The organism is Mucilaginibacter gracilis (genome assembly GCF_003633615.1).
Lineage (GTDB): Bacteria > Bacteroidota > Bacteroidia > Sphingobacteriales > Sphingobacteriaceae > Mucilaginibacter > Mucilaginibacter gracilis.
The window spans coordinates 1-23145 of the sequence record NZ_RBKU01000001.1 but is presented as its reverse complement, the minus strand read 5'-3'; the positions used below and the strand labels follow the sequence as shown (position 1 = coordinate 23145).

The 23145-nt window shown below is 44.2% G+C and carries 17 protein-coding genes and 2 pseudogenes; 12 read left to right on the top strand and 7 right to left on the bottom strand.

The genetic code is table 11. The features are described from left to right. Positions 1-1035: a LacI family DNA-binding transcriptional regulator gene (locus BDD43_RS00085; RefSeq protein WP_121195527.1), complete on the bottom strand. Its 1035-nt coding sequence runs from the start codon at positions 1033-1035 to the stop codon at positions 1-3. Between the two features lie 257 nt (positions 1036-1292). Here BDD43_RS00085 and BDD43_RS00080 point away from each other — a divergent pair, with 257 nt between their 5' ends. From BDD43_RS00080 to galA, 6 genes are all read left to right on the top strand, one after another. Next, a complete protein-coding gene (locus BDD43_RS00080; protein WP_121201823.1) occupies positions 1293-2963 on the top strand; it encodes a sodium:solute symporter family protein in 1671 nt (556 codons plus the stop codon). Between the two features lie 205 nt (positions 2964-3168). Next, positions 3169-5613: a glycerophosphoryl diester phosphodiesterase gene (locus tag BDD43_RS00075; RefSeq protein WP_121195526.1), complete on the top strand. Its 2445-nt coding sequence runs from the start codon at positions 3169-3171 to the stop codon at positions 5611-5613. Between the two features lie 11 nt (positions 5614-5624). Then, positions 5625-7067, top strand: a complete 1443-nt coding sequence (locus BDD43_RS00070; protein ID WP_211339637.1) for an alpha-L-fucosidase — start codon at positions 5625-5627, stop codon at positions 7065-7067. Beyond that, positions 7064-8449: a hypothetical protein gene (locus BDD43_RS00065; RefSeq protein WP_121195525.1), complete on the top strand. Its 1386-nt coding sequence runs from the start codon at positions 7064-7066 to the stop codon at positions 8447-8449. Before BDD43_RS00070 ends, BDD43_RS00065 begins: the two co-directional genes overlap by 4 nt. Positions 8450-8454: 5 nt before the next feature. Beyond that, positions 8455-10806 (top strand): glycosyl hydrolase family 28-related protein, encoded by a 2352-nt coding sequence (locus BDD43_RS00060; protein ID WP_211339636.1) that lies wholly within the window; start codon positions 8455-8457, stop codon positions 10804-10806. A 202-nt stretch (positions 10807-11008) separates the two neighbouring features. Then, on the top strand, positions 11009-13828 hold the full coding sequence (gene galA, locus BDD43_RS00055) for a beta-galactosidase GalA (RefSeq protein WP_121195524.1): 2820 nt from the start codon (positions 11009-11011) through the stop codon (positions 13826-13828). Between the two features lie 550 nt (positions 13829-14378). Here galA and BDD43_RS00050 read toward each other — a convergent pair. After that, positions 14379-15905, bottom strand: coding sequence for an IS1182 family transposase (locus tag BDD43_RS00050; RefSeq protein WP_121195523.1), 1527 nt, complete (start codon positions 15903-15905; stop codon positions 14379-14381). Between the two features lie 98 nt (positions 15906-16003). Next, the gene (locus BDD43_RS00045; protein ID WP_147425532.1) at positions 16004-16489 is read right to left on the bottom strand and encodes a hypothetical protein; all 486 of its coding nucleotides are present in this window, start codon (positions 16487-16489) and stop codon (positions 16004-16006) included. A gap of 508 nt (positions 16490-16997) precedes the next feature. On the opposite strand from BDD43_RS00045, the gene BDD43_RS00040 reads away from it, so the two are divergent. After that, entirely contained in the window at positions 16998-17609 is a 612-nt protein-coding gene (locus tag BDD43_RS00040) for an RNA polymerase sigma factor (RefSeq protein ID WP_147425531.1), read from the top strand. 97 nt (positions 17610-17706) lie between these two features. On the opposite strand, the gene BDD43_RS00035 is transcribed toward BDD43_RS00040, so the two are convergent. From BDD43_RS00035 to BDD43_RS00020, 4 genes are read right to left on the bottom strand one after another with little or no spacing between them, the layout of a single operon-like run. Continuing rightward, complete coding sequence (locus BDD43_RS00035) at positions 17707-18963, bottom strand: TniQ family protein (protein ID WP_121195521.1); 1257 nt, start codon at positions 18961-18963, stop codon at positions 17707-17709. Next, entirely contained in the window at positions 18960-19853 is an 894-nt protein-coding gene (locus BDD43_RS00030; RefSeq protein WP_121195520.1) for a TniB family NTP-binding protein, read from the bottom strand. Before BDD43_RS00030 ends, BDD43_RS00035 begins: the two co-directional genes overlap by 4 nt. After that, positions 19819-20172, bottom strand: coding sequence for a hypothetical protein (locus BDD43_RS00025; protein WP_121195519.1), 354 nt, complete (start codon positions 20170-20172; stop codon positions 19819-19821). Before BDD43_RS00025 ends, BDD43_RS00030 begins: the two co-directional genes overlap by 35 nt. Further along, entirely contained in the window at positions 20169-20354 is a 186-nt protein-coding gene (locus BDD43_RS00020) for a Mu transposase C-terminal domain-containing protein (protein WP_121195518.1), read from the bottom strand. Before BDD43_RS00020 ends, BDD43_RS00025 begins: the two co-directional genes overlap by 4 nt. Before the next feature lie 64 nt (positions 20355-20418). Between BDD43_RS00020 and BDD43_RS29645 the strand changes: the two genes are divergently transcribed. From BDD43_RS29645 to BDD43_RS30345, 5 genes and pseudogenes are all read left to right on the top strand, one after another. After that, positions 20419-20649 carry a hypothetical protein gene (locus BDD43_RS29645; protein WP_147425530.1) on the top strand — a complete coding sequence of 77 codons (231 nt, stop codon included), beginning with the start codon at positions 20419-20421 and terminating at the stop codon, positions 20647-20649. A 25-nt stretch (positions 20650-20674) separates the two neighbouring features. Further along, a pseudogene (locus BDD43_RS00010) lies at positions 20675-21824 on the top strand (IS630 family transposase). 212 nt (positions 21825-22036) lie between these two features. Beyond that, positions 22037-22282: a hypothetical protein gene (locus BDD43_RS30455; protein ID WP_246001365.1), complete on the top strand. Its 246-nt coding sequence runs from the start codon at positions 22037-22039 to the stop codon at positions 22280-22282. Then, positions 22248-22559 carry a hypothetical protein gene (locus tag BDD43_RS30350; RefSeq protein ID WP_211339635.1) on the top strand — a complete coding sequence of 104 codons (312 nt, stop codon included), beginning with the start codon at positions 22248-22250 and terminating at the stop codon, positions 22557-22559. The genes BDD43_RS30455 and BDD43_RS30350 overlap by 35 nt, the downstream gene beginning before the upstream one ends. Then, a pseudogene (locus BDD43_RS30345) lies at positions 22508-23145 on the top strand (glycoside hydrolase family 2); the annotation flags it as partial. The gene BDD43_RS30350 and the pseudogene BDD43_RS30345, both read left to right, overlap by 52 nt.

Below are 23145 nucleotides of genomic sequence, written 5' to 3'. Positions count from 1 at the left end.
TTAAAGCGTTTTTTTATTTGCTTTGCTCGAATTACGGATGATGAGCTTGGCCTCCAGTGATTTCGTTACTGCCTTCCATTGCGACATATCTTTATTGATCATTCCCAAGAGCAAGGTCATGGCGGTCCGGCCAATTTCCTGTACAGGCTGGCTAACCGTAGTTAAGCTGGGTTCGATAAAACTTGAACCATAATTATCTCCAAATCCCACAATTGCAACATCCTCCGGAATGCGTAGTCCCATTTTTTTGATCACCTGCATAGCCTCGATGGCAGTAGGGTCGTTTACCGCGAATAAGGCATCAGGACGAGGATCTAAGCTCATCAGGTGTTTGATATAAATTTTAACCTTGCTTAAGGTCAGATCGTACTGTATCACGAGGTCTTCGGAAAACGGTATATCGTATTTTTTTAAGGCATCTAAATAACCATTTAATCTTTTGCGGCTGATGGCCAAGCTGTCGGGCCCGGCTAAATGCGCTATGCGTTTATGGCCTGTTTGTATTAAATGTTCGACCGCTCTGAAAGCCGCGTCATGGTCATTAACCACTACTTTCGGCACCATCATCTCATCGCAAACGCGGTTGAAAAATACGATTGGGATGCCTTTGCGCTGAAATTTCTTCAGGTGATCGTAATTCCGGGTTTCTTTACTCATCGAAACCAATACCCCATCAACCTGGCTGGACAACATGACCTTAGAATTTGCTACCTCAGTTTTGTAGTTCTCATTGGATTGGTTGATGATCACGTTGTATCCCGCTTTGGCGGCTTCTTCCTGCGCACCAACGACAACCTGCGGAAAAAAAGAGGTCATGAATTCGGGGACGATAATTCCAATGGTATAGCTTTTATTAGTGATCAAACTAATAGAAAGCATATTTCGCTGGTAATCCATTTTTTCGGCCAGGTCAAGTACGGCCTTCCTGGTTTCCGATTTTACGTTTGGGTGACCCGTCAGAGCCCTTGAAACGGTTGATTTAGAAATGTTTAGTTCTTTGGCAATGTCAATAATGGTGATCTGGTGGTTCTTCATAATCGGAAATACAAACTTGTATAAATATATAAAAATTTATAGTTCAAAAATGATTTTCTTCCCAAAAAATGGGAACACTCCCAAGGTTATTGTTGCATTAATGAGCGATAGGGTTGCTATTAATTCTGCTATATTAGCTTGCAGTCGTAAATTAGTGCTTTATAACACGAACGGTTATAAACCTGTTTAAGTTTGCCAATGAACCCAGTAATTTTATTCCGTAAGCCGCTTGTATGGTACAGTTAGATTTTATTGTTATGTCTGTTTTTGCCGTGCTTATATTTGGCATAGGTTTAACTTTTACCCGCGCCGGCAGTAAAAACGGGCAGGCGTTTTTTGAGGCCGGTGGCGAAACGCCATGGTGGATAAACGGGTTATCCTTATTTATAAGTTACTTCTCGGCAGGCACGTTCGTGGTATGGGGATCTATAGCTTATAAGTTTGGTTTAGTATCTAATATGATACAGTTGACCATGGCCATAAGCGGTTTACTCGTGGCCATATTTATAGCAGGCAAATGGAAAAAAACAAAAGTTAAAACGGCCGCCGAATATATAGGAAAGCGTTTTGGGCCTGGATCAAAGCAGTTTTATACCTACCTTATATTAGCGCTAAGTTTATTTACAACTGCTTCGGTATTATACCCAGTTGGTAAAATGGTGCAGGTATCAACACCATTCGATTTAAATAGCTGCATTATTGGTATCGGCTTAATTATCGTATTATACACCGCGGCCGGTGGCTTGTGGGCGGTTTTGGTTACCGATGTTGTGCAATTTGTAATATTGAGCGCATCGGTTGTTATTGTTATCCCGATAGCATTTACACAAATTGGCGGTGTACATAATTTAATTGATAAAGCCCCTGCCGATTTTTTCAAGCCCTTTAATGCCGATTATACTTTCGGTTTTATGCTGGCCTTTATTGTTTACCAAACGGTTTATATTGGTGGTAATTGGAGTTATGTACAGCGGTATACAAGTGTTGCTACCGAGCGTAACGCCAAAAAAGTAGCCTGGATATTTACCGGGCTATACCTGATCAGTCCATTGATATGGATGTTGCCGCCCATGATCTACCGTATTATCAATCCAAATTTACATGGGTTGGAACCCGAAGGTGCTTATATGATGCTTTGTCAAAGGGTAATGCCCGCGGGCTTAATAGGATTGGTATTGGCCGGGATGATATCCGCAACATCAAGTAAGGCCAACACGACGATAAATTTAGCGGCCACGGTTTTCGCGACGGACTTATATAAAAACCTGATGCGCCCCAAAGCATCCGAAAAGGAAGTGATATTGATTGCCCGCTTATTTACTTTGTTATTTGGGATTGGCACGATCATATTTGCCATATTGATACCGAGGGCTGGTGGTATTGTTGAGGTGGTATTAAGTATAGCTTCAATAGCTGGTGGGGCTTTGTTTGCACCAATTGTATGGTCGTTGTTTTCGAGATATCAAACATCGCTGAGCGTAATTATGGCTACGATAATATCATTATTGATCAACCTGTTTTTTAAAGTAATAAGTCCGGTTGCGCTACAGATCAAGTTTAATCGCACAGTTGAAACCATGTTGGGAGTAGGTTTGCCAATTTTAATATTAGGACTTTTTGAAATTTACTATCGTAACAAGGGCCAGATTGCCTACGGCGCCTTATTAATTGAGCAGGAGATACTGGCCGACGATGCCGTGGCAGAATCAGCAACGCATCACAAAGAGGCCGAGAGGCAAAATATTTTTGGGATAAGTGTGATTGGCATTTCGATAGGTGTGGTGGGTTTTGGCATTATGGTACTTGGATATATTGCGCCAAAGTATTCGGCTATAGTGGTAACTGTTGGTGCGGTTATCTTTATTTCGTCATACTTTATATGGCGTTTATCCAAAAACAGGCAGCGGATTTTAGATCAATGTAAATAAATGTGGGAGCAGCAGGTTTAAGGCCTGTTGCTTTTTTTTATTGCCAATTGGGAGCATTCCCATGTATTGGGAACATTCCCACATTTGTTATACGGGGTGTTTTTAACAATTTGAATTATATAAAGAGTAATATTGGGTGGTGATTAAATAGCAGTGCGCTATAGCGCCAAACCAATTGTAAATTAATACCAGAAAAATATTATTAATGAAAAGATCATTAGTTACCTGCTTTTTGTGGCTTACATCGCAGGCTTTATATGCCCAGTACGATATTAGTTTATCATCCAAACAGTTAAAAGTATCCTGGACACAGGAGAAAGATGGCTGGCATATCAGCAGTATTAATGCGGGTGGCAAAACATTGGCTAATCCATCGGGAGCTTTTACTATTATATACTTAAACCGTAAACCTGCGCCAGCATTGGTTGATCAGGATATAGAAGGAAAAGCATATACCTTTTACCCGTCAATCGCAAAAAAATCAGCAGATGGTACGATTACGTTCACCCAGGAATTGCGTTTTGGCGTCATGGAATCAACGTGGAAGATCGATCCCAATTATCCTACCGATATCCATGTCGAAATTATGGTAAAAGCTAAACTTAGAGGTTCGTTTTCAATAGGGACGCCAACTGTTGCGGTACTTGAGCCTAATAATTTATCGTGGGGGATGATCCCGGGTAACTGGTACGGCCGCGAAATACAGAACGATGTTGGTTTGGCCACCAAATACAGTATGGGTTTGCCGTCGGTGCCGGCTTTGGCTAAAGAGCGTAACACCATGACATTAAGCCCAATGTTAACCACAAAAGATAAAGTCACCTTGGCGGTCATACCTGACCCGGGAATGGGGGCAGATTCGTACGAGAAAGATTCGATCACAAAGGGATTGAATAAAGTTGGCATGTCCACCATGGATCGCCATAACCAATTAACACCTGTGGCTTATTCTCCGGTTTTGGGTCAGGTTGGCTCGTTGATCAATCCAGGAGAAACTGTTGCTTTCAAATTCCGGTATTCGATACAGGCAGCGGATTGGTTCCCGGTTTTTACGCATGCGGTAAATGATATCTACCAGTTTTCGAACATGCTGAACATACAGCAGGAAAAACGCTCACTATCCGAAAGGGTCAGCCTGATGCAGGATTATCTACAAAACGATAAAAAATCAAACTGGACAACCTGGGAATGCAAGGGATTGCAAATTGGTGCCAACGGGCAGAAAAACGCGGATGTAGGTGCGTTTTGTATGCTGGCTTTCGCCGGAAATAATCCGGCCATGCAAAAGCACCTGCCTTTTGTGCGTAATTATAAATTGGCGATACAGGAAACTGATAAAGGTTTTTTTTACGGCGGCGCGATGGGTGAATATGCTGATGAGGATGGTGTGGGAAGTGAACGAGGTAATTGGGTAGAACCTCTTTACACTACCTATTATACCTTAATGGATATGGGTAATATGTTGCTATTTAAACCCAACGATCCAGAATTACGCGAACGCGTAAAACTTGCCGCCGATAGATTGATAGCCTGGCAACATGCTGATGGTGGTTTTGATGTGGCTTATGATAGGGTGAGCCATCAATTGAGTTTTCCTGATCTTCAAGATTTGCGCCCAACGTGGTATGGCTTACTGATCGCTTATCGCATATTGGGCGATCAAAAATATTTGGATGCGGCAAAAAAAGGTGCGGATTGGCTGGTGAAGAATGGTGTTGATAAAGGGTATTATTTAGGTGTATGCGGCGATGCGCGTAATATCTGGGACTTTGCCACGGCACAATGTTCGGAATCGCTGCTGGAACTGTACAAAACCACAAAGAACGGTTATTATAAGAAGGCGGCGATAGAGGCAGCAAAAATATACGCAACATCGATCTTTACCCAACCCATTGCCACAACAAAAATTAAGAAAGTAGGCAACATGGAGCGCCAGGACTGGGAAATTGCCGAAGCTGGATTGAGTGTCGAGCACATTAAAGGCACTGCCAGCGGCGGACCTATTTTAATATCAAGTTTCGCGGGCCTGTTTACCCGGATGTTCGAGATGACCAACGATAGCTTGTTTTTGCACATGGCGCGTGTTGCAGCGCGCGGTAGGGACGCCTATGTTGATGCGGAGAACGGCCAAAGTATTTATTACTGGAGCGCCCTTGAAAATGTTGCTAAAGGGGCTAAAGTGTTCCCGCATCATGCCTTTTGGCAGATCGGCTGGATAACGGATTATTTAATATCCGAAGCGCATTTGCGCTCAGGCGGCAAAGTGGAATTCCCGAGCGGGTTTATGACACCCAAGGTTGGGCCGCATGTATCCTATGGGTTTGCGCCGGGCGATGTTTATGGCAATAAGGCCAACCTGTGTATGCCCGTAGGCTTGCTTAAAAGTGAAAATCCCAACTTTGAATATGTTGGTGCCTTGGGACTGCAGAAAGATAAGTTGTATGTATTGGTTTTGAACCAGTCTCCTTTAGCACAAAGCGGTTCCATGGCTATTGATGTATCAAAAATTGGCGATGGGAAAATTACCAAATGGGGTAAGAGTGTTGTTTTGCAAGGTGATCAAAGTTGGGCCAATGCTGCAAAAGGAACTGTTGACCTGAAAATAAAACCCTGGGGAATGAGTGTTATAGCGATTGACCTTGCCAAGTAAAATTATAAACTGTGAATAAACAAACCATCAAACCAATCAACAAGGCTGTAATGTTACTGATGCTTTTATGCATTGGTAACCTAACGGCCCAAAAAGTAAAAGCACAGGATGCAACCTCGTACGATCCCGAAAAGGTTTACCAGGAACCGACCGATCCTAAAGTAAAACAAAAGATAGCTGAATGGCAGGACCTAAAATTCGGCTTGTTTATGCATTGGGGTACTTATAGCATTTGGGGTATTGTTGAATCCTGGTCGCTTTGTCCGGAAGATAGGGGATTTACACAGCGTAAAGGCCCAAGTTCGGCAACATGGGCAGGCTATAAGCAGGCTTATGAAAACCTCCAGACGCAATTCAATCCTGTTAAATTCGACCCGGGCAAGTGGGCTGCGGCTGCTAAAGCAGGGGGCATGAGATACGTTGTTTTTACCACCAAGCATCATGATGGCTTTTGCATGTACGATACCAAATTCACGGACTACAAAGTAACCAGTTCAAAAACGCCTTTTTCGTCAAATCCTAAAAGTAATGTCACTAAGGAGATATTTAATGCTTTCCGAAAACAGGATTTTATGATCGGGGCCTATTATTCGAAGCCCGATTGGCACAGCGAAGATTACTGGTGGTCCTATTTTCCCCCAAAAGACCGGACGGAAAGCTACGACCGCGGCAAATATCCTGAAAGGTGGAAAAGATTTACCGACTACACGTATAACCAATTAAATGAAATCACCTCGGAATATGGCAAGATAGATTTATTATGGTTCGACGGAGACTGGGCCAAAATGGATATGACTGATATTGTTGGCATGGCACGTAAAAACCAACCTGGCGTTATCATCGTTGACCGCCACGGCAAACCTGAATATGTGAACTATTTAACGCCAGAGCAAAAAGTGCCGGACCACTTTATCCCGCACCCCTGGGAAACCTGCATGACCATGGGCAGATCGTGGAGTTACGTTGAAAAAGAAGAATACAAACCCGCCCGCAAGCTGATCCAAATACTGGTTGATGTAGTCGCCAAAAATGGTAACCTTTTATTGGATATCGGCCCCGGGCCGGATGGTGAGTGGCACCAGGAAGCTTATGATCGCCTGAATGAAATAGGGGCATGGATCAAGGTCAATGGCGAAGCCATATACGGCGCTAAGCCAGTTGCGCCTTACCGCCAGGATAAATGGGGATATACGGCTAAAGGGAAAGCGCTTTACGCGTCCTACCTGCCCGACGAAAAAGAGATGAAACTGGCTTCAAACGTGCGCTTTTATGCGCCGGCAATATCTAACAGCGCCGTTGTAACTTTGCTGGGCAGCAACAAATCTTTAAAATGGAAAAAAGCGGGCGATAAGATCGAAGTGAATATCCCCGAACCTATAGCGCAGCAAGCCGCCGGGCAGCCGGTATGGGTGTTCAAAATCGTATCTACAGGCCCAATTACAAAGACAATATGAAAAGAACGATCCTCTACCTGATGCTGCTATCTGGATTTGTGTTTCATCATGCCCGTGCGCAAACGGTGGGAAAAGAACAATTTGAGTTTGGAAATTTCGGGCCGGGTTCTGGTGGTAAGCTTAGCCAGGAGAAAGGTGTCATGCACCTCAACAGCCAAAAAACGCAGCATTGTTTTTACGATGCCGACTCGTATAGCTTTGCATGGCAAAAACAACCATTCCCATACGATGATTGTTCAAAATCGACTGTAACTGTGAAGATCAACAAATTTAAGATAGGCACGGCGGGTATCATGATGCGGTCGGGTATCGGCGTTGGCGCGGCCAATGTACATCTGGAAGTAGGTGCAACCGGCGATGTGTTGTTGTTTTGGCGCAAAACCGATAGCGAGATGACATCCTACACGCGTGTGGCCGGCAGCCTGCCTTTCCCTATGGAGCTCAAGCTCGTTCGGCAGGGAACGGTGTTTACCAGTTATTATAAAACCGAAAAAGGGGAATGGGCCAAAGGCGCTTCGGCTATTGCCGAAGTCGGGCCAGAACAATTGATTGGTTTTTACGGCTGCTCGGGTAGTAGTTCGCAGGTTGGCTACGGTGAAGAGATCAACCCTAATATGGATGTAACGTTCAGCGACTGGACATTTCATTACGAAGAGAACTTTATCGCCCCAGAAAAGGATTTCAAAGATAAGATGCCGGTTAAACCAGGCACTTTACTGCGTGATAATTTTGACGATGGCAGCCTCTCCAATGCCCCGGCGAGTATCATCAATCCAGTTTGGGCCGGTATCAAATATGGTAACCTGCCCATTGATAAAGATGGGGGCAGGTACTGGCGAAAAGTTGGGGATGGCACTTTTTACCTCGGCAACAAAAAATGGGCAGATTATCAGGTCGGAATAGATGTGTCGTTTGATACCGCCAGTAAAGCAACAACTGAATTTCAGATGCAGGTCCGTTATCAAAATATTGCCACCTACGGTACACCACGCTATTACAGTGTCGCATTGCGGGAAGGTAACAAACTGTTTTTTGAAAAAAATGAAGCGGGCGTAATCTCGTTTTCAAAATCAGTCAATGTTCCTCGATATTTTGATGGTGCAAAACATAACCTGGCAGTAAAAATGTTGGACCGGAGCTACGAGGTTTATTACGATGGCAAAAAGGTTATTGAAGGTGTAGATACCGATCATCCGGTAACATATGGCAGTATTTGCTTAAAGTTTATTGATGTGAGCATGAACCTGGATAACCTTGAAGTAATAAAAATTGAGGACCCTATAAACGGAGTTGCCGATAATTACCTGCAAGATTATTATGATGCCCCGATACCGGAGTATCTGAAAAAATATGAAACTGTTACTCCGCCTGCCAAAAAATAAAACCTATGAAAAACATTTATATGATAACAAATTCATATAGCCGCCTTATGGCTGCTTTAGTGCTGATGCTTTTTACGATCCCAGCTTTTTCACAGGATAATTCGCCTAAACTGTTCCAGGTGAGTACTGCGGAAACCCGCCCTGGAGACGCAGTACAAGTGCGCGGTGATTTTTTGGATAAGGTGAACGCCATACAAGTAAATCGCTTAACGGATGACAATGTAGATATTACTTTGCCTGCTTATGTTCCGCTGCCGCGGGAAGATAACCAGATTGATAATGGCGGTACCAATAAAAGAGTAAATGCTTTAACTCAAGGCGAAAGTATATCGGTTAAAAAAATACTGCAAAATGAACAATCTCTTAAATTTATAATCCCGGGCAACTGGCAAGAGGGCGTTTACAGTGTGAAGCTGATAGGAGGGGTAGAATCTGCCGGATTTTATGTAAATGCACCTAAAGTGAACTGGGCCATCAGCGAAGAAGGGTTTTTGAAAGCTACCGCTGGCAACTACTTACGTGTACAAGGCAAAAACCTGTTACGTAAAGGTTTAACAGGGCAGGTAGTATTAATACCTGTTAGCGGTAAAAATATAGTCCGGGTAAAGGTGAGTAAAGCTTTTGATGATTATTCTGTGAGTATTAATATCCCGGCTAATGTGCCTGTTGGTGAATACCACCTATATTATCATAATGGTCAGGGTGGTAAAACTGCTTGGAGCGAACCGTTAAAAATAACGGTTGTAAACAAAAGCGTTGATCTTTGGGATAAAAAGGTTTTTAACGTAAAAGATTTTGGAGCAAAAGGGGATGGTTTAAATAACGAAACTAATGCCTTTCGTGCTGCCCTTGATGCTGCCGGTAAAAATGGCGGCGGAACAGTTTATGTACCGCGTGGTCGTTACCAGTTAACAGGTGACCTGATTATGTCACCCTATACACAGCTTAAAGGCGAGTCGAGAGATCTTACACAATTATTTTGGAACCCGCTGGGCTGGGATACCAATGAATTGCCGAATAGCCTGATTAGCGGCACGCACCATTTCGCCATCCGGGATATGGTGTTGTGGTCGTCAAGGGCATGGGGGGTGATCATGCAAACAGGTCCGCCTACAGAGCAGGGGCAGGTTACCCTCGAAAATTTGCTGGTTAGGCAAAATGCCGAATTATCAGGCAAGATATACCAGGTCAAAGCTAACCGGGACGTGGTGGAAGCCGAGATCAATAGCCGCTGGACGAAAACAGGCATCATTTTGCGTGGCGAAAACCTGAAGATCAGAAACTGCGAGTTTAACTCAGCGGGTATGTATACGTTTTTTGCGGCAAGCGGCTTTATACAAAACTGCAGATTTGAGCGTAAGGGAACAGGGGTTAACCAACCTTATATGCTGGTGCACCCCAAGGGTTTAATATTTGAAGATTGCTACAAGCAAGCCGATGGCTATGGCTATGCAGCAACAGTGGATGAGAGCCATGATTTTTACGAAGCGCGTAATACCATTCCATACAACTATACAAACGACCGTGAAGCGATGACCTTTGATGGCGGGAGCGGCGGCTATGCAGGTGGAATAGTAAGCGCAAATGGTACAACGGTTATCCTTCCTTCCGATGCTACTAATAAATTCCAATGGGTAAATAATAAATGGATTGGCGGCGGTTTATTTATCATTGAAGGTAAAGGCGCCGGTCAATTTCGCAGGATTGTAAAGCATGGGCAGGACACGATTCAAGTTGATCATCCCTGGGTGGTCACGCCCGATGCTACATCTATTTTAAGCGTGACTACCGTTAGGCATAATTTTGCGTTTGTCAATAACTCAGTTACAGATGCCGGAGCTTACCAGTTTTATGGATCTACTGTTAATGCTGTGATATCGGGTTTGAAAATGAACCGTTGTAACGGTATTGTTGGCCGTGGCTCCTTATTGTACCATGGAAAGCAGCCCAACTGGTATATCGATATCGTGAACTGCGAATTTAAAGAGGGCAATTATAGCCACTGGTGGGGGATCGATGATCGAGGGCACTCGGGTTATCAGAGTATTACCTTGATCGGTGCTGGCGGCACGGGTTTAAGTATCGGGACGATCATCAGGCGTAACCGGTTAAGCCAATACTCCTACATCCGCACATCGCCGGGGGGTAATCCCTTTGCCGTTAACGATGTTATTATCGAGGATAATAGTTTTTCTATCGCCAAAACAGCTGTTATGCTGGGTGGTAGCGGTAGCAATACCTCAAATGTACTGATCCATAATAACCACTACAGCGAGGTTGATAAAAAGCTTGAAACGAATGTTAAACCATCCGGCTATGTCGTTTTAGATGACGGGGCCACACCGGTGATCAAGTAATTATTTAACCTGGGCTTGGTCAATCCATAAACCCATAGATCAAAAATACTGCTATCTATCTTGGTATCAAAGGTGATTATGCGGTGCGGGATCTGTGGGGGCAAAAAGACTGGGCACTTTTGAAAATGAATTCAAGGCCGATGTTGCGTAACATAGTGCGGTCATGGTCGGTTAAGCCCTGCAACGAAATAAGATATTTTTTATGAAACAGTCTGCCTACAAACTGGTGTTTTTACTGCTATCGCTTTCATTTGCGGCAGCAGCGCAGCATCCCGCTAACAATTATCAAAAATTATCATTGGATCAAGGCTGGCTGTTTCATATGGGCGATATTGCTTTCCCGGTTATCAAAGGGCACAGTGAGAGCTATATGAATGCGAAGGCCGGTAATGCACCCGGGCCTGCCGCGCCGGGTTACGATGACCGAAGCTGGCGAAAAGTGACCTTGCCGCACGACTGGTCGGTTGAAACATCTTTTGACCAAAATGAAAATATTTCGCAAGGTTACCGTATGCGGGGTATGGGCTGGTACCGCCGATATTTTAAATTGAATACCGATGATAGGGGTAAGCATTTAGAATTACAATTTGATGGCGTGGCTACGCACTGTACGGTTTGGATAAACGGTACAGTAGTGCACCGTAACTGGAGTGGTTATACTTCGTTTTATATTGATATAACAGCATTAGCCAAATATGGCGATGAAATAAACACGGTGGCTGTACAGGTAAACGCTGTTGATCAGGAAGGCTGGTGGTACGAGGGGGCAGGTATTTACCGGCATACCTGGTTGGTCAAACACGCGCCGGCACACATTATTACCGATGGTGTATATGCACATCCTGTAAAGAACGCCCAGGGGAGCTGGGATATACCTGCCGAAATCACTTTAGAAAACTCCGGTAAATTACCATTAACAGCAGGTATCGAGATTAGCGTATTTGATCAAAGAGGTCAGAAAATTACCTCGGGTAATACATCGGCCATGATTGCCCCGCTTGATAGATCGGTAGCTAACATCGCGCTTCAGGTAAGCCATCCCGGATTATGGTCACCGGATAACCCAGTCCTATACAACGTAGTAACCTTGGTTAAACTGGATGGGATCACAACTGATTCCTTGGTGACCTCTTGTGGTTTCCGCACTCTTAGATTTACTGCCGATTCGGGTTTTTATCTGAATGAAAAGCGCCTGAAAATAAAAGGGGTATGTAACCACCAGGATGCAGCCGGTGTTGGTGTGGCGGTGCCTGGCTCCATTTGGGAGTTCAGGCTGCGTAAGCTGAAAGAAATGGGTGTTAACGCCTATCGCTGCGCGCATAACCCGCCATCGGCTGAGTTTTTGGATGCCTGTGACAGGTTAGGGATCATGGTGATGGACGAAAACCGGAATTTTAATTCTTCGCCTGAATATATATCGCAGTTGCGGTGGATGGTTAGGCGGGACAGGAACCACCCCAGTATCATACTTTGGTCGGTATTTAACGAGGAACCTATGCAGGGTACCGAAATAGGGTATGAAATGGTGCGCCGCCTGAGCGCTGAAGTTAAAAAGCTGGATACCTCGCGCCCGGTCACGGCAGCTATGAACGGTGGTTTATTCGCCCCGGTGAATGTGTCTCAGGCAGTCGATGTTGTAGGCTTTAATTATCAGCAGGGTAGCTACGATCAATTTCACAGGGAGCATCCTACGCTATCTTTGACGAGTTCGGAAGATGTATCGGGATTAATGCAGCGTGGGGTATATATCACAGATAAGGCCCGGCATACTTTGGATTCTTACGATACTCAGGCTCCGGGCTGGGGCGCAACGCACCGTGTATCCTGGAAAGCAATTGCTGAACGCCCGTATTTGGCCGGGTGTTTTGTTTGGACCGGCTTTGATTACCGTGGCGAGCCAACACCCTATAACTGGCCAACTGCAGGTTCAAACTTTGGTATTATGGACGCCTGTGGTTTTCCTAAAACAGCATTTTATATACACCAGGCCCAATGGGTAAATGATAAACCTGTTCTGCATATAGAACCGCACTGGAACTGGCCGGCAGCTATGATCGGTAAACCTATCCACGTTATGGCTGAGAGCAATGCCGAAACCGTGAAATTAGTATTGAACGGAAAAGTAGTTAGTGAGCAAAAGGTAGATCGATACGAAATGAACAGCTGGGAGGTGCCGTATTATCCCGGTATTTTAGAAGCCATTGGTTCTCGGGGTGGCAAGGAAGTTTCGCACTTTAAAGTAGAAACTACAGGTGAACCGGTCAGTATTCGGTTAACTACCGATAGGGCTGATATACAAGGTGATGGCTGGGATGCCATACCGGTTACGGTACAGGCAATAGACCGGAGCGGGAGGCCGGTGCCTACCGCCAACCTGCCTATTGAGTTCGAGCTGACCGGACCGGGGGATATTATTGGCCTGGGTAACGGCGATCCGAATTCCCATGAGCCAGATAAAGGCAGTAAACGTAGCTTGTATAATGGCTTGGCCCAAGTTATTCTGCAAAGCCGCGCTAATGCTGACCGGACCCTGGTTTTGACGGCAAGCTCACCAGGTTTGAGGCCCGCCAGGGTCACCATAGGCGTAAGGCCAAAAGCAAGTGTTGCTTTTGTGTCCGTTACGCAGCCGGATATGGTATTGGATGACTGGAGGATATCGCCCGTAAGTAAAACTAAGCCCGACGCGAATCAACAAATTGCGGCTAACGATATGAATAGCTGGGCGCCGGTAAAGCCAGGGCAGTTACAAACGCTAACTGATGGTAGTTTTGTGATTTACAGGACCACCTTTACCCCCTATACAGAACAACAGGAAAAGGGATGCCAGTTGGTATTGAAAAAACTGACTGGTAAAGCCGAAGTTTATTTAGATAGCAAACGCCTGTTTTATAAAAATACTGGTGCGGGTGCTGACATAACGATAAGTGTCCCGGCAATTAAAGGGGAACGCACCATCAGCGTCTTGATCGAAAGCGAAGCCGGAGAAAGAGTTGGTTTAGGCGGTGTTGTTTCGGTCAGGTGAGCGCCGCAATCCGGGATGTTTTGATGCAGTTGATCAAGGTTGAAATATTGTGTCCATAAGCAAGGTAGGCAGGGGAACGGTTTTTTCAGGTGTGGGTATCAGTATCGGGGCAAGGTTGTGTGCAAAGCCCCGTAAAAAGAACAAGTAAGTGATCAGGGAGAAAGTGAAATGGCCGTTCTTACTTCCGGGCAGCTACATGGTTTGCGTTATAGTCTGCATATAATGGTTCTGAATAATTGATATTTTCAGTGAAGCGCCGCAAAGTATGCCTGTGCAGATCAAACGTAAACATCGTGCCCTGGGATATTTTTTTGCCAATCATGAATCTGCCTGGGAGCGGTTTTATTTTGGGAGGCCGTTACCAATACGGTGCTTTATTATTCTTATGGGCTCGTTATCAATAAAAGAGGCCGTCTCATAAGCAATTATGAGGCGGTTTTTTTATGGAATATATTTGGATTGTGCTATTAGGGGCTGAAGCTCTATTGTGCAGATATTTCGTTTCTGATCGATTCTAAGAGCGTTTTTTGGAAAAAGGGGGCGAAAAGCCTCAGGCTTTCCACTTTCTGAGGTTATGAGCGATGGATAACAGGCCTATTTCGACCTCGGTTTTGGACATGCCTTTCAGCAGAAAGCGCCTGAAGCCATGATTATGCTTCAGTTGGGCAAATACCGGTTCCACATCGGCAGGCCTTCGCTTTCGGTATTTGATGCCCTGTTCTGTATTTAATCTTTCCTTTGCTTCCTGCTTGTGTTTTCTCAGGGAATGGTTCACCTCAACGATCCGGTTGCCCTGCCCGCTATGGCATACGCCACGCATGGGGCAGTTATTACAATTCTTTGCCTGGTAACGGCTGATCAGCTGTACATGGCCCGATGTGGTTATTCTTTGACCATCACCGATATGTGCCATCCGCTGGCCCATCGGGCAGGTCAGGTAGTTTTCCCCTTCGTTGTAATGCAGGCTGTCATTACTGAACGCTTTGATGCCTTCCTTTTGTTCTTTGTCGAACGTATTGTACTTGATATAGGCTTCGATGCCTTTTTGCTGTAAGATGCCGTAGTTCTCGTCTGAACCGTAGCCGGCATCGGCCACAACTGCTTGGGGAAGTGTGTTGTATAGTGCTTCGTATTGGTCTATGTGAGATGGCAGGGTCTGATAATCGGTAGAGGTTTGATGCAGGCTGTAGTTAAGGATGAACTGATCTTGTGTGGATATTTGTAGGTTATATCCAGGTTTAAGCTGCCCGTTCAGCATGTGGTCTTCCTTCATCCGCATAAAAGTCGCATCCGGGTCGGTCTTTGAAAAGCTGTTACGGATACCTAACTGCTTTTCCTGCTGGTCATAACGTTCCAGGTTTGCAGGCCAGTTCTTTCTGGCATAGTTCAGCTTTTGTTTGACCTGCTTGCTTACTTCTTCCTTGTCGTTCAAAGCGGCATCGATCTTAGCTATGGTTTCTTTTACTTTTTCAGGGTTGATCTCTTCAAAAGATATTGGCGTGGTATCTTTTAGTTCTTCTGCCGCAAGGCCTTGCGCGTACTTCCATAGTTCATCCAGCTGGCTTTTGATCTTCTCTTTACTGTTCTTGATGCTTTTGCCCCATACAAAGGTGTATTTGTTCGCCACCGATTCGATCTTGGTGCCATCGGTAAACACAGTCTCTTTAAGCGAAACGATACCCTGTTCTGCCAACAGCAGTACAATCTGAGAGAAGATCTGCTTTAAGATACCCGACAGCTTTTCGCTCCGGAAACGGTTTATGGTATTGTGATCGGGCTTCTTCATCCCCAACAGCCACATAAAGTGGACGTTCTGTGCCGCCTGGTCTTCCAGCTTTCTTGATGAATAGGTATTGGTCAGGTAACCATACACCAGCAGTTTCAGCATCAGCCGCGGATGGAAGCTTGATGCCCCGCCGCCTTTATACTTGCGGTTGATCGGTTTAACGTCTATCAAGTCAACTACTTGTTTGACTATGCGTACCGGGTGGCCCTCAGGTACTAACTCCTCCAGTTTATACGGTAAAAATGTTAACTGGTCAGGGTCATATGGCTTAAAAACTACTTTCGCTCCCATGCCTTTAAGTTAACAAAAATCACTCTAAAATAACAAGAGGCTGCCTCACTTTTGAGACAGCCTCTTGTTCATTGGTATGGCTTCCGGGGCTGGATCGATCAATAATTTTTAACGGTTGCCTCCTCGGTGTAAGAACCATCTCCCGGAGACTCCACGATGAAAATATTATCATTATCATTTTCACCTGGATAATAAGTAGTGGGCCAGGAAGTCGTATGGTGCTGGAACAGCGCGTATCCATCACCTGCTGAAATATGGTTATCTCCGGCAGATGCTGTCACGGTCCACTCACCCGTATCTCCCCAGCCGGTTAGCGTATAGTTATAACTTTCCTCAAACGAGGATTTGATGTAAACGGTAAGCGGTGCTGTTAGGGTGTAGGGCGTAGTGCACGCCGCATCAGAATAAAACCGGACAACCAGATCGCCTGTACCTTCATCCCATTGATCATAATAAGGGCCATAAACGAGGTGGCTGTAGTTCTCGATCTCTATCCGTGCATAGATATCCGTTGCCGATGCTACCATCGAAAAACAAGTTAATACGAGAATTAGCAACATGCTTTTTTTGAAGAAGTTTTTCATGTGTTTTTTGTTAAGGTTAAGAAAATTGGTTTATCGACCCCAAGTTACAAATGGGATAATGTTTTGGATATCAATTCTTTAAATTAAGTAGGTGGGAGCGGTTTCATTTTTGGGGAACGTTCCCTATTCTCGTTATTAAGGGTGGGATGGCGCGTACCGGAAATATTCCGGAAAATGGGGGTGCCCTTTAAGTTATTTTGAATTTATTCAGTCAGGAACCTGTTTTGGCAGATATGGTTCGATTTTTTGTAAAAAAATACGTTTCGACGGAAACGAATATCAAACCACTCTACTTAATGAAATAGCTGCTCTTATCTATCAGATTAACAGTTAGTTATTATCGAAAAAAAAGACAGGCAAATCGTAAAATTTACACTTGTTCCGCCTTTTGTGCACTCCAAGCTACAGATTTCAAAAACACCAATCTTCTTAAGGCTAAAGCAATAATTAATCTATAGTATCTATGGAATTATAGATTAATTGTATGTTTTCTAAGTAACTGAAAGGAATGAATAACGTTAATTTATCGTTATATTCGTTATTTAAAATAAAGGTGGCAAATTTTGAATCGCAAACGGAACAGGAATTGATATCCTTATTAAAGGATGATAGTCAAAGTGCGTATACTGAAATTTATGACCGCTACCAGGGCCTGCTATATATTTATGCCTGTAAGATCACCAAAGATGAAAGCGAGGCAGAAGACATTGTTCAAGAGGTTTTCTTTTATCTTTGGGATAAACGCCATGCCATTTCGTTTCAAACCTCTTTATCGTCTTATTTATATAGTGCAGTAAGATATAAGTTTTTTAATTTACTCGATCATAAGAAAGTAAGAGCAAACTATGCGGAGTCTTTTCAAAAATTTATGAACGATGAGCCTATTCAGGCAGATTATATGGTTAGAGAAAGGGATTTTGTTAAGCTAATTGAAAAAGAGATCGCTCTTTTGCCCCAAAAAATGCGCGAAGTATTTGAATTGAGTAGAAAACATCAGCTTTCAAGGAAAGAAATTGCGCAAAAGTTATCTATTTCTGAAAAAACAGTAAAAAATCAGGTAAGTAATGCCTTGAAAGAGCTACGCATCAAATTAGGTATGCTGACTTGTTTGCTATTCTAATGAAATTTTAACTTTTTTTTTGTTAATACGCTGAGATAATGTTACACTTTTGTGCCAAGTGTATGTTACAGTTTGGTATCGGATATCACTGTTGTTATTAGTAATACCAACTCTCTATTTCTTGTAGCTGCTTAAAGATAATTTTGCTGCGCCAACAATTGTGGCTGCCGTGATCCATCGAGTTGATATTATTATCGTAATAGTAGAAGTTATCGTCCGGGTCAAAGTCATAAAGGAACCTATTGATTCGCTCATCTTTCATTCTGACGGTATATTTATCCAACTCCTCAATTTCAAAGTGATCCGGTGCAAGGTTACGATTGGGGCATTCAGCGTTTTCAAGCATCGTTTCCAAGAACCATCCGGGGCAGCCTCTGAAGTAGGCCAGGACATCAAGGTTTTTCAAACTGTGTTTATTGCAAAGATTGGTAAAGCGGTGCGGCCAGTTCTCCAGTAGCCAAAAGGCCATATAAAACAGGTTTGCCCGCTGTTTGATCTGTATCTCGTGAATCTCCTGCCGGTGCTCATGACGATTCAATTCCGGCACGCTGTGACGGCCGTACACGTCTTTGATAAAGCCGAGAAGCTTGTTTTCTTTAGTCCGGCTGAGCAGCAGGCAAACCATTTGATACAACACGCTGAAGTAGCTAACGGAAGATATTTCTCCGTTGCCTCGTTCCATGATCTGGTAAATAGCTTTTTGCATACGGACGAGATGAGCCGGCGCTTTTTCAGAGTCAACTTCGCTGATATTTCCGCCGCATTCGTGACAGGTCAACAAATATTCATCAACTGTTTTATCTATCGCTTTAGCTAATGCCTCGCAATGTATAGTGCCACCGGATTTACAATGCGGGCATGTTTCTCTCAGGTAACAACCGCAATCCGGACAAACGAAAGAAACAGCCAGCCGCCATTGTTTTTTAAAGTAGACGGGCTTATCTGACGCCTTAAAGCAGCCGGGACAATAGAGTAACCCAAACTCGCTGTTGCCGTTATCATACAGGCGTCCTTTGGAGATGTATCGTTTATGAGTCCATATTCCCGGTATGATCTCATCTGATTTGGGTTCATAAAGTTTGCCGTCGTAATATTGCAACGTGGTATTGCTGATCTCGCTGGCTGCGCAATTAGTGCAGGCTGCCAATGTTTCAATATATTCCTTGTTAAAGGAACGGTCAACATTCCAGTTGTTGGTTTCCCGGCGGGTCAATAACGTTTTTAAAAGCCTGGCCTGGGTCAGGCCGTGATCGAAAGAAAGCCGGGTGAGCCAACTGCTCAATACTTCATCAGGATAGGGTTTTGTAAAAGCTGGCAATAACTGGCTTTTATCGCTGAATACAGAAAAGCTCATAACAACATACTTTCATATTGGCGCTGCCGGTTGGCGGGACCGACATAATTGATCTTGGTTAGCAGGGAAAGGTCGATACATTCTTTGCCACTTTTTATCGCCAATACCGCAGCTTTTTTCAGGATGGTCGATATCTCACCGATGGTGCCGCCCGACATACTTAGTATTTTTATAGCGATCTCTTCTTTGGTCAGGTTAGAACGTTCTTTTAGCGGGAACATGGCCTCGAAGCTGCTCAATAGCCGGAAGTATTCACCGTCAGGTTTCCAGGTCGGCAGTACGGCGGGTTCAAAACGGTTAGCCAGTTGCTTATCTGTATTAATAGCGCTAAACGCGTCGCGTATGCCTGAACCGATAATAACGATCTGTAACTCGTTGGATAAGTATTTGATCAGGTTAAGGAATGCCCTTTGGCTCAGGTAAGCGCCTGCGAGGATATGATGTATCTCGTCAATAATAAGGATCTTGGTTTCTACTTTTTTCAGGATTCGGATGACCTGTAACTGGAGCATGGCGTTGCTGCCATTCGGCGAAAAGGGTGCATTCAAAGCGCAAAGGATGTTGGCGTAAAACGCCTTTTCGTTGGGTGTCGGCGGTGCCTGTACATACAATACCGGTATAGTGATCTGCTTGGTTTCCGGCGTGATCACCGGTTTATAAGCGTCAAAGAACTTTTGCAGCAATAGGGTCTTGCCATTATTGGTTGGCGCAACCAGCAGCATATTTGGCATCCTGAAGGTCCGGGGATGGTGCATCAGGTCTTCCATCGTCTGCAATATATTTTTAGCCCTGGGGTAACCTATCCACCTGTCGGACAGGATATATTCAATACGTTCGTCTTGTTCATGTTTTACATTAGCTGTAGGATTTGTTTCGGTTAAAAGGATCATGTTCTAAGTCTTCAAATGGGAGATAGATTATAGTAGGGTCATACTTGAATTCGGTTTCAACTGGCTCCGGTTCCTCCTCACTGAACTGGTTACGCACGCTTTTCTTTACCGCCTGCTGTTTGCGTGCCCGGTTCCTTTGTCTTTTGGCTACCGCTGTCAACGTAGCTGCATTATCTTCAATTCTTTTTAAGCGGTCGTATGCATCAAAGATGATATCTTCATTAACAGTCATGATACCTTGAGCATTCAGGTCTCGGATAATCCGTTTATGTTCCCAAATAGTCATTGCCGGATGCCCGGTATTCCGGTACGGTATCATAAAGTATTGTTCCAGGTCAGGTTCCAAAAGTAGATTGCGCTGATGTCGCGCGGGTCTTGCTTAAAGGCAAACTTCCGCAGTATCCGTGGCCTGGCATTCGGGTCTTCATAAGCATGCACCCATTTGCGCAGCACATCATGGTAATAATTGATATGGTCAATTTGCACACCATAACGCTGCACCGTCCCTTTCCACGAACGGCATAAAGTCCAGCTTTAACTTCAGCTCATTTTCAATTGGATCGCTTTGTCCAATGCCGATCTGCTGGTCATTCCCGATTATGCCATGCATATATTTGGCAAACGGTGTCATGCCGATACCACTATGCAGTTTTTGATGATAAACGCTTACGATGTAGGTTGCCTGGAGATTATGATGAATGAGACCACACCATTTCGGCGCAAGCAAGAGGGGTCAATATCATTGGTATATCCACGAATCCCTATCTGTACACCTTTACTGCTAGTGTTAAGTTAATATAATATGACGTATAAAAGCGTATATTTGTAAAACAAATTACAGATGGTACGTTTATACGATAAAACTTACAAAAGAGGAGGTTGGAGAGTTATACTCGATAATCAACAAGGGCTCCCATAGTTCTCAAACATTCCGGACAGCCTATATACTATTGAATTGTGATGAAGGGGAAATATGCGGAGAAAATAACAAATGAACAGATCAGCAAAGTCCTGAAAGTAGGGATGCGAACGATAGACCGGGTGAAGAAAAAGTTTATTGAAGGGGTTTTGAAGGTGGTTTTAGATCGTCGCCCCACCAGCCGTGTTTATGAAACAAAATCAGATGGCGATGTAGAAGCGAAGCTGGTTGCCTTGTGTTGCAGCGAGCCGCCTGAGGGGTTTGCTAAATGGTCATTAAGGCTACTCGCCGATAAAATGGTAGAGTTGGAATATGTAGAAAGTTATTTCGCATGTAACAGTAAGAAGTGTGCTTAAAAAAACGAACTTAAGCCTTGGAAAGTAAGGGCTGGTAATACCACCGGAAAAAAGCAGCGAATTTGTAGCCAATATGGAACGCGGTATTGGATGTATACAAAAACCTTATGATGAGGATTTCCGGTTGTATGTATGGATGAGTCGCCAAAACAATTGATAGAAGAAGGGCAGCCCTCTCAAGCCATGAAGCCTGGCCAGGAGGCAAGAGTAGATTACGAGTACATAAGCATGGGGTAGTCAATATATTTATGGCCAACGAGCCTTTGAGGGCAAGCGCTTTGTAGAAATTACGGCGTTTAAAACCAAAAAGGACTGGGCTTTATTCGTAAAAAGAAATAGCAGATGAATGGTACCCGACAGCGAAAAAAATAACTTTAGTAATGGACAATTTTAAAAACCCATTCGGCCTCTGCATTTTACGAGACATTGAACCAGCCGAAGCCAAAAGGCTATGGGATAGGTTTGAGTTTGTTTATACGCCCAAGCATGGAAGCTGGCTCAATATGGCCGAGATAGAATTGCATGTATTGAATGGGCAATGCCTAAACAGGCATATTTCAACAATGCTGAAGATCAATGAAGAGGTGCGGCATGGAACACAACAGAAATAATAAGAACAGCAAAATTAACTGGCAGTTCGAAAATAAAGATGCGCGAATAAAACTGAAAAGACTTTATCCGTCATTACACGATTAACATAACACTAGATTAGGCGCTGATGAAGTTAAAAGCTATTTTGGTATGCGTAAAATAAGTGTAGCCAAAGATGAAAAAGGAATAGACCGGATTTGTCTAAATAACAAACCCTACTTCAATTTGGGTACACTGGACCAAGGCTTTGGCCGGATGGCTTGTATACCGCGCCTACCGACGAAGCATTAGCCTTTGATATCAAAGCTATTAAAGCCATGGGCTTTAATACAATCAGGAAACATATCAAAGTTGAACCTGCAAGGTGGTACTATTGGGCGGACAAATTGGGTATGCTGGTTTGGCAGGATATGGTAAACCCTAATCAAGAACTGCCTGAAGGCAGCAAACAGGAGTTCGAAAGAGGGATGCACGAAGAAATGCAGCAATTGCGTAACTACCCATGCATTACCACGTGGGTGCTGTTCAATGAAAAATGGGGACAATACGATCAGGAAGGCTGACCAAAGAAATGAAAGAAGCAGATCCAGCCGTATCGTTAACGGCCATACAGGAGAACTCTTGTATGTGAACGGCCAACTGCGCTCACCAAGTCCTAACGCTTATGTAAACGCGGATATGACTGATGTACATGCTTATCCCGACCCTATGATGAGCGTCAAACAACCCGGTAAGGCACAGGTTTGTGGTGAGTTCGGCGGTATCGGGGTATTCATACCCGATCACCAATGGCAAACAGGCAGTTCATGGGTTATATCCAGGAAAAGCCAGCTGCGTTAAACGCAAAATATACCATCATGCAGCAGCACCTGCAAATATTCCAATCAGAAGGCTTATCTGGTAGTATCTACACCCAACCCTTTGATGTGGAAGGGGAACAGAATGGCCTGATGACTTATGATCGGTCGGTTGTTAAAATACCGTTCGTAGAACTAAGGAAAATCCATAGCAAGCTGAATCCGGATGCTAATACGAACGTACCTGATGTTACGGCGGAGGATGCCGACCTTACCGAACCGGGTGTTAAATACAGCGCCATGCTGGATGAATATATCAAAGGCAACCGTGATGCTGCTTTCCTAAAAAGAATGGCGATGATGGCGACACAGGCCGGAGATAAACCAGGGGCTGAGTTAGCGGGGAATGCATATATCAAAACATTAAAAGCACCGCTTTATGAAGATGATTACAGTTTTGTGATCCAGTTTACCAAAAGTACACAGGACCCCGGTTTTGCTTTGATAATCGCAGATTCTGTTGCATTTAAAAAGATCCAGGGCGCCCGAAAATTTGCGACTTCAATGATGAATATGATTTACAAGGGGGAAATGGAGCCGCTGATCAATGCAAGCCCGGACCCTGATTG

Excerpts from the sequence above, each read along its gene's own strand:
- BDD43_RS00085 (WP_121195527.1), bottom strand. The coding sequence starts at position 1,035 with ATGAAGAACCACCAGATCACCATTATTGACATTGCCAAAGAACTAAAC.
- BDD43_RS00025 (WP_121195519.1), bottom strand. The coding sequence starts at position 20,172 with ATGATACCGTACCGGAATACCGGGCATCCGGCAATGACTATTTGGGAA.
- BDD43_RS30350 (WP_211339635.1), top strand. The coding sequence starts at position 22,248 with ATGAAAAATGGGGACAATACGATCAGGAAGGCTGACCAAAGAAATGAA.
- BDD43_RS00045 (WP_147425532.1), bottom strand. The coding sequence starts at position 16,489 with ATGAAAAACTTCTTCAAAAAAAGCATGTTGCTAATTCTCGTATTAACT.
- BDD43_RS00030 (WP_121195520.1), bottom strand. The coding sequence starts at position 19,853 with ATGATCCTTTTAACCGAAACAAATCCTACAGCTAATGTAAAACATGAA.
- BDD43_RS00060 (WP_211339636.1), top strand. The coding sequence starts at position 8,455 with ATGAAAAACATTTATATGATAACAAATTCATATAGCCGCCTTATGGCT.
- BDD43_RS00065 (WP_121195525.1), top strand. The coding sequence starts at position 7,064 with ATGAAAAGAACGATCCTCTACCTGATGCTGCTATCTGGATTTGTGTTT.
- galA (WP_121195524.1), top strand. The coding sequence starts at position 11,009 with ATGAAACAGTCTGCCTACAAACTGGTGTTTTTACTGCTATCGCTTTCA.
- BDD43_RS00080 (WP_121201823.1), top strand. The coding sequence starts at position 1,293 with ATGTCTGTTTTTGCCGTGCTTATATTTGGCATAGGTTTAACTTTTACC.
- BDD43_RS30455 (WP_246001365.1), top strand. The coding sequence starts at position 22,037 with ATGGGCTTTAATACAATCAGGAAACATATCAAAGTTGAACCTGCAAGG.
- BDD43_RS00035 (WP_121195521.1), bottom strand. The coding sequence starts at position 18,963 with ATGAGCTTTTCTGTATTCAGCGATAAAAGCCAGTTATTGCCAGCTTTT.
- BDD43_RS00075 (WP_121195526.1), top strand. The coding sequence starts at position 3,169 with ATGAAAAGATCATTAGTTACCTGCTTTTTGTGGCTTACATCGCAGGCT.
- BDD43_RS00040 (WP_147425531.1), top strand. The coding sequence starts at position 16,998 with ATGAATAACGTTAATTTATCGTTATATTCGTTATTTAAAATAAAGGTG.
- BDD43_RS00050 (WP_121195523.1), bottom strand. The coding sequence starts at position 15,905 with ATGGGAGCGAAAGTAGTTTTTAAGCCATATGACCCTGACCAGTTAACA.